This is a genomic window from Sphingomonas sp. GM_Shp_1 (assembly GCF_026540895.1).
Lineage (GTDB): Bacteria > Pseudomonadota > Alphaproteobacteria > Sphingomonadales > Sphingomonadaceae > Sphingomonas.
Genome location: NZ_JALNUR010000003.1, coordinates 54,720 through 67,734 on the forward strand (window position 1 = coordinate 54,720; position 13,015 = coordinate 67,734).

The 13,015-nt window shown below is 68.9% G+C and carries 12 protein-coding genes; 7 read left to right on the forward strand and 5 right to left on the reverse strand.

The genetic code is table 11. The annotated features are described in order from the left end of the window. Positions 1-31: 31 nt before the first annotated feature. Genes dgcN through dacB form a run of 5 tightly spaced genes read left to right on the forward strand, consistent with a single transcriptional unit; the run spans position 32 to position 5,605 of the window. Positions 32-1,078 carry an N-acetyltransferase DgcN gene (gene dgcN, locus OXQ33_RS02555; RefSeq protein ID WP_267433099.1) on the forward strand — a complete coding sequence of 349 codons (1,047 nt, stop codon included), beginning with the start codon at positions 32-34 and terminating at the stop codon, positions 1,076-1,078. Next, positions 1,036-2,034 carry an N-acetyl-D-Glu racemase DgcA gene (dgcA, locus tag OXQ33_RS02560; RefSeq protein WP_267433101.1) on the forward strand — a complete coding sequence of 333 codons (999 nt, stop codon included), beginning with the start codon at positions 1,036-1,038 and terminating at the stop codon, positions 2,032-2,034. The genes dgcN and dgcA overlap by 43 nt, the downstream gene beginning before the upstream one ends. Then, on the forward strand, positions 2,025-3,275 hold the full coding sequence (locus tag OXQ33_RS02565; protein WP_267433103.1) for a dicarboxylate/amino acid:cation symporter: 1,251 nt from the start codon (positions 2,025-2,027) through the stop codon (positions 3,273-3,275). Before dgcA ends, OXQ33_RS02565 begins: the two co-directional genes overlap by 10 nt. 24 nt (positions 3,276-3,299) lie before the next feature. Continuing rightward, positions 3,300-4,184, forward strand: coding sequence for a LysR substrate-binding domain-containing protein (locus tag OXQ33_RS02570; RefSeq protein WP_267433105.1), 885 nt, complete (start codon positions 3,300-3,302; stop codon positions 4,182-4,184). Further along, entirely contained in the window at positions 4,181-5,605 is a 1,425-nt protein-coding gene (gene dacB / locus OXQ33_RS02575) for a D-alanyl-D-alanine carboxypeptidase/D-alanyl-D-alanine-endopeptidase (protein WP_267433107.1), read from the forward strand. Before OXQ33_RS02570 ends, dacB begins: the two co-directional genes overlap by 4 nt. An 11-nt stretch (positions 5,606-5,616) precedes the next feature. Here dacB and OXQ33_RS02580 read toward each other — a convergent pair whose 3' ends face one another. The 5 genes from OXQ33_RS02580 to dld form a co-directional block, all read right to left on the reverse strand. Further along, positions 5,617-5,760, reverse strand: coding sequence for a hypothetical protein (locus tag OXQ33_RS02580; protein ID WP_267433109.1), 144 nt, complete (start codon positions 5,758-5,760; stop codon positions 5,617-5,619). Further along, the gene (locus tag OXQ33_RS02585; RefSeq protein ID WP_267433111.1) at positions 5,757-6,641 is read right to left on the reverse strand and encodes a BadF/BadG/BcrA/BcrD ATPase family protein; all 885 of its coding nucleotides are present in this window, start codon (positions 6,639-6,641) and stop codon (positions 5,757-5,759) included. The genes OXQ33_RS02580 and OXQ33_RS02585 overlap by 4 nt, the downstream gene beginning before the upstream one ends. A 15-nt stretch (positions 6,642-6,656) precedes the next feature. After that, positions 6,657-7,721 carry a beta-N-acetylglucosaminidase domain-containing protein gene (locus OXQ33_RS02590; RefSeq protein WP_267433113.1) on the reverse strand — a complete coding sequence of 355 codons (1,065 nt, stop codon included), beginning with the start codon at positions 7,719-7,721 and terminating at the stop codon, positions 6,657-6,659. Next, positions 7,712-9,028: a serine hydrolase gene (locus OXQ33_RS02595; RefSeq protein ID WP_267433115.1), complete on the reverse strand. Its 1,317-nt coding sequence runs from the start codon at positions 9,026-9,028 to the stop codon at positions 7,712-7,714. Before OXQ33_RS02595 ends, OXQ33_RS02590 begins: the two co-directional genes overlap by 10 nt. A 100-nt stretch (positions 9,029-9,128) precedes the next feature. Then, positions 9,129-10,838, reverse strand: coding sequence for a D-lactate dehydrogenase (gene dld, locus OXQ33_RS02600; RefSeq protein WP_267433116.1), 1,710 nt, complete (start codon positions 10,836-10,838; stop codon positions 9,129-9,131). A 136-nt stretch (positions 10,839-10,974) separates the two neighbouring features. Between dld and OXQ33_RS02605 the strand changes: the two genes are divergently transcribed. Both OXQ33_RS02605 and OXQ33_RS02610 read left to right on the forward strand, forming a co-directional pair. Beyond that, positions 10,975-11,832 (forward strand): protein phosphatase 2C domain-containing protein, encoded by an 858-nt coding sequence (locus OXQ33_RS02605; protein WP_267433117.1) that lies wholly within the window; start codon positions 10,975-10,977, stop codon positions 11,830-11,832. Beyond that, positions 11,832-12,929 (forward strand): anhydro-N-acetylmuramic acid kinase, encoded by a 1,098-nt coding sequence (locus OXQ33_RS02610; RefSeq protein WP_267433118.1) that lies wholly within the window; start codon positions 11,832-11,834, stop codon positions 12,927-12,929. The genes OXQ33_RS02605 and OXQ33_RS02610 overlap by 1 nt, the downstream gene beginning before the upstream one ends. The last annotated feature ends 86 nt before the right edge of the window (positions 12,930-13,015 follow it).

Consider the following 13,015-nt stretch of genomic DNA (forward strand, 5'->3'; position numbering starts at 1 on the left):
CATAGGGAGTTGCTTCTATCATGTTCGCATCATGACCATTCCCGCTCCCTATCTCCTCTATCTCGGCCATTCCGATGACGAGATCGGTCTCAAGACATCGCGCGGTCTGGCCGCCTTTCGCCGCGACGATTGCGTGGGCGAGTGGCGGCACGACGACTGTCCGTTCACGCTCGGCCTGCCCCGGATGGATGCCGCTGCCGGGCGCGCAGCGGGGGCACGGACGCTGGTGCTGGGCATCGCCAATCCGGGCGGGCGTTTCCCCGACTGGATGATCGGCGACGCGCTGGCCGCGATCCGCGCCGGGCTCAACATCGCCTGTGGGCTGCATCAGCGGCTGCGCGACGTGCCCATACTGGTCGCGGCGGCGGAGGAGGCGGGCGTCACCCTGTTCGACGTGCGCGACGCGCCTGAGACGCTGCCGGTCGGCAACGGCCGCAGGCGGACGGGCAACCGGTTGCTGACCGTCGGCACCGACTGTTCGGTCGGCAAGATGTACGCCACGCTCTGCCTGCGCGATGCGCTGCGCGCGCGGGGTGTCGTCGCCGACTTCCGGGCGACCGGCCAGACGGGCATCCTGATCGCTGGCGAGGGCGTGCCGCTCGATGCGGTGGTGGCCGACTTCATTGCAGGCGCGATCGAGACGCTGGCCCCGGCCCGCACGGATGGGGGCTGGGACTTGATCGAGGGGCAGGGGTCGCTGTTCCACCCCGCCTTTGCGGGCGTTTCGACGGGCCTGCTTCACGGGGCGCAGCCGACCGCGCTGGTGATGTGTCACGATCCGCTGCGCCCGCACATGCGCGGGCTGCCGCATTTCTCGATGCCGGGGCTGGCCGAGTGCCTGGAGGCCAATCTGCGCGTCGCCCGGCTGACCAGCCCGGAGGTCCGCGCCGTCGGGGTGGCGCTGAACACCGCCAAGCTGGACGAGGCGGCCGCCCGGCGTCTCTGTGCCGAGACCGAGGATGCGCTGGGCCTGCCCTGTACCGATCCCTATCGCTTCGGTGCCGAGCCGATCATCGACCTCTTGCTGGAGACGTCATGCGACGCATCCTCACCGTTCGTCACGACGCTTTCCCGCTAAGGGCGCCGTTCCGCATCGCGCGCGGCGTAAAGACGGCCGCCGATGTGGTGACGGTGACGATCCGCCAGGGCGATGCGCAAGGATGGGGCGAGGGCGTGCCCTATCCCCGCTATGGCGAGACGATCGATGGCGCGATCGCGGCCATCGAGGCCGTACGCGCCCTGATCGAGGACGGCGCGACGCGTGCGGACATCGCCGGGGCGATGCCGGCGGGGGCCGCGCGCAACGCGGTGGATTGCGCCCTATGGGACCTGGAGGCGCGGCTGGCGGGTAAGAGCGTCGCCACGCTGGCGGGTGTCCCGCCCGTGGCCGCGCTGGCGTCGGCGATCACCATCGGGATCGATACGCCGCTGGCGATGGCCCAGGTCGCCCGTGGCGTGGCGCGGGTGCCGCTGCTCAAGATCAAGGTCGATCGCGAGGGGGCGGCCGATCAGATCGCGGCGGTGCGCGCCGTCGCGCCCACGCCGCGCCTGATCGTCGATCCCAATGAAAGCTGGCAGGTGGGGGACATCGCCGACCGGCTGCCCATGCTGTTGGCCCAGCGTGTCGACCTGCTCGAACAGCCGGTGCCCGCCGGTGAGGATGAGGGGCTGGCCGAGCTGGCGGGCGCGATCCCGATCTGCGCCGACGAGGCGTTGCACACCCGCGCCGACCTCGATCGGCTGGCCGGGCGCTACAGCCATGTCAACGTCAAGCTCGACAAGACCGGCGGCTTGACCGAAGCATGGGCGCTGGCCACGGAGGCGAGGGCGCGGGGGTTCGGCGTGATGGTGGGGTGCATGGTGTGTTCGTCGCTGGGAATCGCGCCCGCGATGCTGGTCGCGGGGGGCGCGGACTTCGTCGATCTCGATGGCCCGCTCTGGCTGGCGACCGATCGCCCCGGCGGCGTGCGCGATGACGACGGCATTCTGAGCCCGCCCCAACCCGGTTTCTGGGGAACGCCCGCTTGCGCCTGATCCGGGGCTGGTTCGCCATTCCGCTGTGGCAGCGGGTGGTCGGCGGATTGCTGCTCGGCGTCGCGCTGGGACTGTTCCGGCCCGAGGCGGCCGGGGCGATCCGGCTGGTCGGTGAGATCTTCGTCCGGCTCATCAAGATGCTGGTGGTGCCGGTGGTGCTGGTCACCATTGCAGGCGGAATCGCGACCTTGGGCGATCCGCGACGGCTGGGGTCGATCGGCCTGCGCACCGTGGGGCTGTTCGCCGCGACCACGCTGGTCGCGGTGTCGATCGGCATGGCGATGGGACTGGGCTTGCGCCCCGGCGTGGCGATGCCGCTCGCGGGCGTGGTCCCTCATTCGCTCGGCCCCCCGGTGACGCCCGCCGACCAATTGCTGTCGATCGTGCCGACCAACATCGTCGAGGCGCTGGCGCGCGGCGACATGCTGGCGATCATCTTCGTCGCGGTGCTGCTCGGCACCGGCAGCGTGATGGCGGGTGAGGCGGGGCGGCCGGTCGTCGCACTGCTCCAGGGTCTGTCCTCGGTCCTGCTGCATATTGTGCGCGCCGTGATGGAGGTGACGCCGTTCGGGGTATGTGCGCTGATCGCCCAGGCGGTGGCGGTGAACGGCGCGGCGGTGTTCGTGCATGTCGGGTGGCTGGCGCTGGCGGTCGTGCTCGCGTCGCTGGTGCAGATGCTGGTGGTTCATGCCGCGCTGGTCGGGCTGATCGCGCGACTGCCGGTGGCGCGCTTCTTCCGGGGGATCGTCGATGCGCTGGTGGTCGCCTTTTCGACCGCCTCGTCCTCGGCGACGCTGCCGGTCGCGTTGCGGGTGGCGCAGGATAACCTGGGCGTGTCGCGCGGCGTCGCCTCGACCGTACTGCCGCTGGGCGCGTCGATCGGCAAGGACGGCACCGCCATGTATGTCGGACTGCTCGGCCAATTCGCGTTGCAGGCGCTGGGCATCGTGCCCGACGCGACCATGCTCGTCACCATGTTGCTGACCGGCGCGCTGGCCGCGTTCGGCACGGCGCCGGTCCCCTCCGCCTCGCTGTTCATGCTGGCGGCGATGCTGTCGGCGGTCGGTGTGGGCGCGGAGCAGACCGCGCTGGTCGTGGGGCTGGTCCTGCCGTTCGACCGATTGCTCGACATGACGCGCACCGTGCCCTCCGCCTCGGCCAATCTCGCGGTCGCCACGCTGGTCGCGCGAGGCGAGGGGGAGCTGGATACGGCGCGCTTTCGCGGGTCGGTGGTGGAATAGGGGCGGGGGCGCTAGGCTGCATCGATGAACCTTCGCCATATCGAGATTTTTCACGCGGTGTACGTCAACGGCTCGGTCTCCGCCGCCGCCCGCGCCCTCAACGTGTCGCAACCCTCGGTGTCCAAGACGCTCCGCCATGCCGAGAGCCTGCTGGGGTTCGAGTTGTTCCAGCGCTCGAACGGGCGACTGCTGCCGACCGAGGATGCCCATGCGCTGTTCGCCGATGTGGCCAATATCCAGGAGCGGGTGCGCGCGTTGCGCGAGGCGGGACGCAACCTGCGCATGGGTGCGGGGACGACGCTGCGCATCTCGGCCCTGCCCAGTCTGGGCCTGGGGGTGCTGCCGGACGCGGTGTCGCGGTTCCTGGCCCGGCGGCCGGATGTCCGCTTCGACTTGCAGACGGTGCATCACGACGATCTGCTGCGCAAACTCTACGAACGCGAAAGCGACATCGCCATCGCCAGCGAGCCGCCGCGCGGCGTGGCGCTTACCCATGACTGGCTGGGCGAGGGCGAGATGGTCGTCCTCTACCGCGAACGCGACATGCCCGACGCGCCACCCCGGCTGGAATTGTCGCAACTGGTCGGGCGGCCGCTGATATCGCTCAAGGGCAGCGGCCCGATCGGCAAGCTGCTGTCCGAGGAGATCGACCGGCACGATCTGGTGCTGGACGAGATCGTGGTGGCGCGGACCTTCTACATCGCCGCCGCCCTGGTCCGTGCAGGGGTGGGGCTGGCGATCGTCGACAATTTCACCGCTGCGGCGTCGATGACGCCGGGGCTGGCGATGCGGCCGCTTCGCCCGTCAATCACCTTCGACGTCCATGCCATCCACCTGCTCGATCGCCCGCCCTCGAAACTGGCGGCCGAGTTCCTGGCCCTGTTAAGCGAAGAGATCGAGCGCCGATGATGGGAGGTCTGTTATTGCCGCTGTTGCTGGCGAGTGCGCCGGTCGAGGCGCCGCTGCCGCCCGCAGTGACGGAGGCGCTGGCGAAGGCGCCGCCGGGCACGCGTATAGGGCTGGTGGTGGTCGATCCCGAGGGGCAGGAGATCGTTGCGCTGCGCCCGGACGAACGCTTCGTGCCCGCGTCCAACACCAAGCTGTTCACCACCGCCGCCGCCTTCGCGACGCTGAACGTGGCGACGCCTGATGCGCCGGGCGGGGCGACGGTTCGGCTGGAGGGGCAGGGAACCCCGACGGTGATCCTCGCGGGGCATGGCGATGCCCGCCTGTCCTCCGCGCCCGATTGCCGTGTCGATTGCCTGGCGGAGTTGGCGACAGCCGTCGCGCGCCGCACGCGGGCCGTGGGCGATGTGGTCGGCGACGACACTGCATTCCCCGACGAACGCTGGCCGCAGGGGATGAGCTGGAACAATATGAGCGGCGCCTATGGCACCGGCATCTCGGCGCTGACGCTGGACGACAATGTCGTGACGCTGACCGTGACACCCACCGCGTCCGGCGCGCCGCCACGGGTCGTCGGCGATGGCTATTACCGGATCGACAATGCCGCGACGACGGGCGCGGCGGGCGGGGCGCGGACGCTCTCGATCGAGCGCATGCCGGGCAGCGACCTTGTGCGCATGACCGGCAGTCTCGCCCTCGGGACGGCGCCAGTCGTCCTGAGATTGGCGGTCGATGATCCGGCGCACCGGGCGGCTTGGCGGTTCGCGCAACTGCTGCGAGCGGCGGGCGTGACGGTGTCGGGGCGGATCACCGTGCGGCACCGACCGTTGACGGATGCGGACGATCCCGTACGACGCGGAGGCGGCCCCGTTGCGGCCGTTGCGCCCGTGCCGGTGCTGGCCGGCCTGACGCCACTGCCACTGGCCGAGGATCTGCGCGAGACCAACAAGACGAGCCAGAATCTCCACGCCGAACTTCTGCTGCGGCGACTGGGGCCGAGCGGGTCGGTCGCCGATGGGCATGCGGTCGTCGACGCGGTGCTGGCCCGTGCTGGCGTTGCCCGCACGACCTATGACTTTGCCGATGGCGCGGGCATGTCCAACTATAATCGGGTCACCCCGCGCGCGACGGTGGCGTTGCTGCGCTGGGCGGAGACCCAGCCCTGGGGGGCGGCATGGCGGGCGACCTTTCCCGTTGCCGCCACCGACGGCACGCTGGCGCGGCGGTTCGTCGGCACCCCGCTGGCTGGGCGACTGATGGCGAAGACCGGCACGCTCAACGCGGCCAATGCGCTGGCCGGGACGATAATCGCGGCGAGCGGGCGGACGCTGACCTTCGCCGCCTATGCCAACGACATGGCCGACGACGCGAGCGCGACCGCTGCAATCGACGCGGCGCTGGTGGCGATCGCCGCCGCGAACTGAGCGGCGGTCGGTCAGCCCCGCAACAGCGCGAGCGCGTTGGACGCGAGCAGGGCCGGGGCGGGCGGCGGCGCGGGTAACGCCTTCACTAGCGGTGCGGCGACCGGCCCGAGCGCGGCGAGCCCGGTGGCGGCGAGGAAGCGTCGACGCGCGATCATGGCAAAGTCTCCATTGTCCGGGCGGGCAGGCCCGCCAGATAAAGCGCCCCGCTCAACGCATCGCCCAGCGGTTCGCTGAGCCGGGCGACGGTCCGTGCGCGCAACCAGGGGCGCATCTTCGCCGACAGGCCGCCGAGGAGCGCGCAGCGCGGGGCGCCGCGTTCGTAGATCGTCTCGATGAACCGTTCGATATGGCCTGCGGCATCCTCGACGATCGAGCGGGCGATCGCATCGTCCGCTTCGGCATAGTCCATCACCAGCGGTGCGAAGCTGCCATAGTCGCGCGGGGTCGCCTGATCCATCCAGGCGATGGCGCGGGCCGTATCATGGCCGAACCGCTCGGTGACGGCGGTGCTGAGCGGCGTCGCGCGCGTCCGCCCGTCCAGCGCCCGTAGCGCATGGCGCATCGCGCTGAGGCCCAAGGCCGCGCCGCTGCCCTCGTCCGAAATGGGAAAGCCATAGCCGCCGATCCGGAAGCTCTGCCCGCCCACGCGCACCTGTGCGATGCTGCCGGTGCCGATGATCAATATCGCCCCGTCGCCGCCGCCATGGGCCCCCAGATTGGCGATGACGGCATCGGTGTCGAACACCGTCGATGCGAAGGGAAAGGCGAAGCCCTCCAGCGCCGCCCGCACACCCGGCCGCGAGATGCCCGCAATGCCCATGGCGGCCCGGACGATCGCGACCTGCGCCGCGTCCAGCCCCGCCGCGCGGACCGCGTCCTGGGTCACCTGGCGCAGCGTCGCATAGAGCGCGTCCAGCCCCAGTCCGGCATTGGCCGGGCCCGCTTGGGCGGTGCCCAGCACCCGGCCGGTGCCGTCGACCAGGCGGCAACGGCAATTGCTGCCGCCCGCATCCACGCCGAGAAAGAACTGCGTCATGTCCGATCCTTGCCTCTACTGCGTCTGCACTTCTTCCAGCGTCGTGCGAAAGCGACCGTCCAGCCAGTCGGTGATCTCACGTGCCGCCGGATGATCGATCGCCCCATAGCGCTCGCGCAGCTCGGCAAAACGCGGCCCGAGATTGTCGAGGCCGGTATCCTGAAGCGGCAGGATGTCGCGGTGCAATATACTTGCGAAATCGGCGCCCAGCACCTTGGTCGCCGCCGCCAGAAAAGCCTGGCCATAGGCGTAGCGTTCGCCCTCCCGGTAGCTGGCGGCGAGCGTCAGCGCGGGGATGCAGGACAGGAGCGGTTGCGAGGCGGGGTTGATCGCATGACCGCTGACATGATGACGGATCGCGGCCGGGCGGCCGGTAAAGGCGCGCAGGTGGAGATATTGCGACATGCGCACGCCGTCATTGACCGGATAATTGTCCCACAGGCACACCTTGCGCCCGAGTTCGTGCTGTACCCGTTCCAGATGCGCGACCCCGATCTCCCGCGAGACCACTTCCTCGCCCGTCCAATAGACGCGCACCTTACGATCGAGATAGCGGCCCAGTTGATGCAGATAGTCCGGCGGCCGCTTGCCCCAGGCGCGTTCCAGGATCGGATCGTCCGAATAGAAGCTCGGGCAGAAGAAGATTTGGGTCGCGCGGCTGTTGTTCGCGCAGAAGTCGACCAGTTCGGCCTGACTCCGCGCCAGATCGGGCAGGTCGGCGGGAAGGTCGTCGAACAGGATGGCGAGGTCGTCGATGCCCAACGCGTCGAGCTGCCGCAGCTTCCGCGTCAGCGCCGCACGGGATTCCTCGTTGAAAGGGTGCGTGCTGCCCGCCGGGGTCAGCGCCACGCCGAAGCGCACGCCCAGTCTCCTGCACTCGGCGGCGAAGGCGGCCAGCGGGGCGAACTGTTCCGGCGCATGCGGCTCGCGCCAGCGGCGGCGCAGGAACGGGTCGGCCTTGGGCCCGTAATGATAGAAACGATAGCCCGCGCCCGCCAGCGTGCGGAGCACCGTGGTACGGTCCGCCCAACTCCACGGCTTGCCGAAAAAGCCTTCGATCACGCCCAGGTTCAGCGCCATGTCTTCTCCTTGTTGCGATTGTCGAGCACCGTCGCCACCGCCTCCCGCAGCACCGTCTCGCGCAGGGTGTCGAGCGCGGGGTAGGGCTCGCCGTCCGGCCGATGGACCCGGTTGGTGAGCAGCACGACGGTCATGTCTAGTTGTGGGGAAAAGGCGAACCAGGTGCCGGTAAAGCCCGAATGGCCGTAAAAGGTTGCGGCAATCCCGGCGAGCTGCGTCTTGTGGAAGCCCAGCGCCTGATCGGCGTCGAACGGCGTCTGCTCGAACGCGGCGACCGTCGGCGCGGGTGCGAGCCGCCAACGGCCATAGCAGCCCCCGTTCAACAGCGCCTGCGCATAGCGGGCAAGATCGGTCGCGGTCGAGAACAGCCCGGCATGCCCCGCCACACCGCGCCAGCCGAGTGCCGCATTGGCATCGTTCGCCTCGCCGACCAGCACATGGTTTCGATATCCGACAAAGGGCCGGGAAGGAGGGAAGGACGCGGCGGGATAGGGTTTGCCGGTCTCCGCCATGCGCCGCTGATACGCGTCACCCTGCGATGTCGCGGCGGCACGTCGGCGCAAGGTCGATGACGGGAGGAAGCCGGTATCGGTCATGCCGAGCGGGCGATAGAGTTTCTCGCCGACATAGCGGTCCAGCTTCATGCCCGCGACCCGTTCGACGACCGCCCCCAGCAGCATGAAGCCAAGGTCCGAATAGGCGAAGCGCGAGCCCACCGGATAGCGGAGCGGCAAGGCCGCCAGATAGGGCAGTGTCTCGCCCGAGGCGTCGCGGTGGAGCCAGGTCGGCTGCCATTCCCAAAGGCCCGCACGATGGGTCAGCAACTGACGGATCGTGATGTCCGCCTTGTCGGTCCCTCGGAACGCGGGCAGCAGCGCGCCCAGCCGGTCGTCGAGGGACAGGCGGCCGGTGCCCACGAGATGCAGGATCGCTGCGGTCGTGGCCTCGATCTTGGTCACGGAGGCCATGTCGAAGAGGGTATCGACGGTCATCGCTCGCGGCGTGGCGAGCGTGTGCAGCGTGCCGTCCGGAGCCGTGGTCAGCGTCTGGGCATGGCCGAAGGCCGCGCGATGGACGATGCGCCCGCGATCGGTCACGAGCAGCACCGCGCCGGGATAGAGCGTGCCGACGCCGCCGCGTACCGCCGCGTCGATCCGGGCGAAGCGCGTGTCGTCGGCGCGTGAGAGCGGGGCGCTCAGGACCGGGCAGGCGGCTGGTGCTGCGAACGCGGGCTCGGCCCAGACGGCGAGCCAAGCGAGAAGCGGGACGATGCGGGCGCGGCGGGTTCGCGCGGCTCGAAACTTCATGCGCTCCATCGCTTCGCCATAGCATGCCGACGGACGGCCACCCATTCCACCATGGCGGACGACCATAAATGCTGGCCATGGCCCCGGGCGCGACGGGCTCTCAAGCCGGACCGTCCGATGCGTCGCTCCAGTGGCGCGCACGGGGCGTCTGGCCGATGCCGGGATTGAGCTGGTTTCGCGGATCGATCCGGCGGTAGAATTCGGCCAGCGCGGGCGGTGCCACATAGAGATGGCCGACGTTATGCTCGGCCGGATATTGCGCCCCGCGCGCGTCGAGCAATGTCCATAGCGCATGCTCGAACGCCACGGGGTCGGTGCCTTTTCGGACGATATAGTCCTGATGGAAGACGTGGCAGAAGAAATGACCGTAATAGAGCGCGTGAATGACTTGGGCGTCGAGCGCGGGCGGCAATGTCTCGGTCCATGTCTCGGCATTGCGGGGCAGCGCGACGTCGAGCGCGACGATATCGGCGACGGCGTCGGCGCGCACTGCGCGGTAGCGGACCGCCGCACCCGCCGCGACGAACCGGTGGAGGAACGCCTTGGCGCTGTCCGCCGCGCTACATTGGACATGGTCGCCCGCGTCGTCGCCGGGAAACAGCCGGGCGAGCAGGGCGCGGGTCTGGTCGATCTGGTCGCCCGACACCTTCAGCATCAGGTGATGCGCGAAGCGATCGCGATAGGTCCGCATCCAGGCGGGCAGGCGATCCGGTATGAACCGCCCCGCCGCTTGCAGCAGGCGGTCGCTCAACCCCCGGGACATGTGATCGGCCACGGCATCGAAGCGGGCCTTGGCGGCGAAAAGCGCAGGCAGCCGGTCGGTCCCCAGCCGCTCGATCGCGAAGAAGGTGTCGCGGCCATAACGATCCGCCACGTCGAAAGCGGTGCGGTGCATATATTCGCCCGCGATCGGCAGCCTGTCGAAATCGCGCAACATCGTCCGCCGCAGATCGGTCAGGCGGTCGGGTTCATTGGTGCCGATATAGAAGGTGGCGGTGCCCTCTTCGCGCGCGAAGGTGTCCAGGCGCACCGCGAAGACGATCAGCTTGCCCGCACTTCCCGCCGCCTCGAACAGACAGCGTGGGTCGGCGTTGAAGCGGGCGGGCACATCGCTGTCGATCGCGCGGACATGCTCGGCATAGCGGTGATCGTGCGCCCATCGATCGCCCGCATCCTCGATATCGGCGTCGCTGAACTCGCCGCGATCGAGGCGGGACAGGATCGTCTCCGGCTCGTCGCCTAGCGCGATGCCCAGATGATTGACCAGGGTCAGGCGGCCATCGGGCTCGACCGCGGCGAACAGGGCCAACTGGGTATAGGCGGGCCCGCGCCGGACCAGCGAACCGCCCGAATTGTTGCAGATGCCGCCGACGACCGACGCCCCGAAACAGGATGACCCGATCACCGAATGCGGCTCTCGTCCATAAGGTCGCAGGGCCTGTTCGAGTTCGTACAGGGTCGCGCCGGGCAGGCACACCACCTGCTCGCCCTCTCGGATCACGGTAAGCCGCGACAATCGCGTGGTGCTGATGATGACGAGGCCGCCCGGATAATCATCGCCGTCTGGCGTGGAGCCACCAGTCAGCCCGGTGTTCGACGCTTGCAGGAGGATCGAGACATCGGCGGCGACGCAGGCCTGTGCGACGCGCCACATCTCGACCAGACTGCCCGGTCGCACCACGGCGATGGCCGGTCCCCCGCCGGTGCGATAGCCTTTGCGGAACCGGGCCGTGGCACGCGCCGCAGTCAGGACGTGGCGGCGACCGACCGTCGCGCGCAGCCGGGCGAGCAGCGGTGCGGTGTCGGTCATGGTGAGCCGAGGGGACGTCATAACCCGAGTAAATACCACTATGCAGAACGACGCAAGTGGCATGCTATTGGTTTGCATGTGGGTGAGCATCGGCGTAGGATGTCCCATCGCATGAAGATCGGATCGGGAGCATGGAATGCTGAGGATCGATGTCGCGCTCTCCGATGGCGGGAGCATGGTGAACGAGGATGCGATCGGCCATTATGGCGACGCGGCCTGGGTGATCGACGGGGCTACGGGCGTCGGTCCATCTCTGCTGGACGCCCCAAGTGACGCGGCCTGGTTCGCGCATACCGCCAACCGGCTGATCGCCGACGCCCTGGCGGAAGATCCGGATCGATCCACGATCGAGATATTGCGCCTGGTCATGACGCGCTGCGCCGCCGCGCTGGAGGATGCCCAGCTTCGCGCCGCCGGCGGCACGCATGAGCATCCCTCGGCGGCCTTTGCCATGATCCGCCGGCAGGGCGACGTCGCCGAGATCACCGCGCTCGCCGACTGTCGCGTGGCGACGGTGGACGATACGGGGACCGCACGATTGTTCGGCACCTATGCGCTCGATGCGGTCGAGGCGCGGACCCTTGCTACGGTCAAGGCGATCCGCGAGGAAGATCCTCTGATCGATAATGATGCCTTGAAGCTTCGCCTGTTGCCGGGCCTGAGCGACAATCGCCGTCTCAAAAATCGTGAGGGCGGCTATTGGGTGCTCGGCACCGAGCCCGCCGCTGCGGACCATGTCTGGCAGACGACGGTGCCGCTCCGGCCCGGTCAGCGCTTCGCCATCGCCAGTGACGGGTTCCTGCGGCTCATCGAGTTGTTCGGAATAGTGACGCCCGCCGATCTGCTGACGATCGCCACGCCGGAGAACGGGGCCGCTTGGCTTGCACGATTGCGCGATATCGAGAGCGAGCCGGATTCGCTGCTGCGTCATGTCCGTGTGAAGCGGCACGACGATGCCAGCCTGATCGTCTGCACCTGGGACCCGTCTCGCTGATGCTGGTGATGGGCTATATGAGCGGGACGTCGCTCGACGGCGTCGACGTCGCGATGATCGAAACCGATGGCGAGCGGATCGAAGCGTTCGGTCCTACGGCGATGATCCCGTTCACGAGTGCCGAACGCACGACCATCGAGCAGGCGACCCGCGATGCGCTGGCGTGGAACGGCCATGGCGCGGTGCCGTCGTCGTTCGATGCCGCATCCGACCTCATCGTGCGGCTGCATGTCGAGGCGGGTGAACGGGTCATCGCGGAAGCCGGGTGCCGCCCGGCATTGGTCGGCTTTCACGGCCAGACGTTGCTCCATCGACCGGAGCGTGGCTTGTCCGTCCAGATCGGCGATCCCCGGATGCTGGCGAATGCCCTGGGCGTGCCGGTGGTGGCGCAGATGCGGCAGGACGATTTGCGCGCCGGCGGGCAGGGGGCTCCGCTGGTGCCGGTCTATCACGCCGCGCTCGCCGACTATCTCGGGCTCACGCGACCGGTCGCGTTCCTCAACGTCGGCGGTGTGGCGAACCTGACCTGGATCGGTGCGGACGGCACGCTGATCGCGTTCGATACGGGGCCGGGCAACGGTCTGATCGATCAGGTCGTCCAGGCGCGTGGCGCGGGCCGTTATGACGATGGCGGCCGGTTCGCCGCGGCGGGCAGCGTCGATACGGAGATACTGGCCCGGCTCCTGGCGCACGACTATTTCCGTGGGGAGGGGGCAAAATCGCTCGATCGCTACGACTTTCCGCTCGACTGGGCGGCGGCCTGTTCGCTGGAAGACGCCGCCGCGACACTGACGGCTTTCACGGCTGAGGCTGTGGCCCTGGCGGCCTGCATGCTGCCCGCCCCGCCCGAATGCTGGATCATATGCGGGGGCGGTGGCCATAATCCGGTGCTGATGGCGGCGCTGAGCGATCGACTGGGGATATGCCGGACGGCGGACGAAATCGGCCTGCGCAGCGATTTCGTCGAGGCCGAGGCGATGGCGTTCCTCGCCGCACGCAGCCTGCATGGCCTGCCGCTGACCTTCCCGGGCACGACCGGCGTCGCCGCACCGCTGACGGGCGGGCAGCTATGGTATCCCTCGAGCAATACCAAATGATAATACCACATCTTTACATGTTGGTGACAGGTATGCATGATCGGCGCGGGTTTTCCGGCCCGTCGCGCGACATGTTCCACGATAGG

Coding starts and splice junctions, on each gene's coding strand:
- dgcN (WP_267433099.1), top strand. CDS start 32: ATGACCATTCCCGCTCCCTATCTCCTCTATCTCGGCCATTCCGATGAC.
- dgcA (WP_267433101.1), top strand. CDS start 1,036: ATGCGACGCATCCTCACCGTTCGTCACGACGCTTTCCCGCTAAGGGCG.
- OXQ33_RS02570 (WP_267433105.1), top strand. CDS start 3,300: ATGAACCTTCGCCATATCGAGATTTTTCACGCGGTGTACGTCAACGGC.
- dacB (WP_267433107.1), top strand. CDS start 4,181: ATGATGGGAGGTCTGTTATTGCCGCTGTTGCTGGCGAGTGCGCCGGTC.
- OXQ33_RS02580 (WP_267433109.1), bottom strand. CDS start 5,760: ATGATCGCGCGTCGACGCTTCCTCGCCGCCACCGGGCTCGCCGCGCTC.
- OXQ33_RS02585 (WP_267433111.1), bottom strand. CDS start 6,641: ATGACGCAGTTCTTTCTCGGCGTGGATGCGGGCGGCAGCAATTGCCGT.
- OXQ33_RS02590 (WP_267433113.1), bottom strand. CDS start 7,721: ATGGCGCTGAACCTGGGCGTGATCGAAGGCTTTTTCGGCAAGCCGTGG.
- OXQ33_RS02595 (WP_267433115.1), bottom strand. CDS start 9,028: ATGAAGTTTCGAGCCGCGCGAACCCGCCGCGCCCGCATCGTCCCGCTT.
- dld (WP_267433116.1), bottom strand. CDS start 10,838: ATGACCGACACCGCACCGCTGCTCGCCCGGCTGCGCGCGACGGTCGGT.
- OXQ33_RS02605 (WP_267433117.1), top strand. CDS start 10,975: ATGCTGAGGATCGATGTCGCGCTCTCCGATGGCGGGAGCATGGTGAAC.
- OXQ33_RS02610 (WP_267433118.1), top strand. CDS start 11,832: ATGCTGGTGATGGGCTATATGAGCGGGACGTCGCTCGACGGCGTCGAC.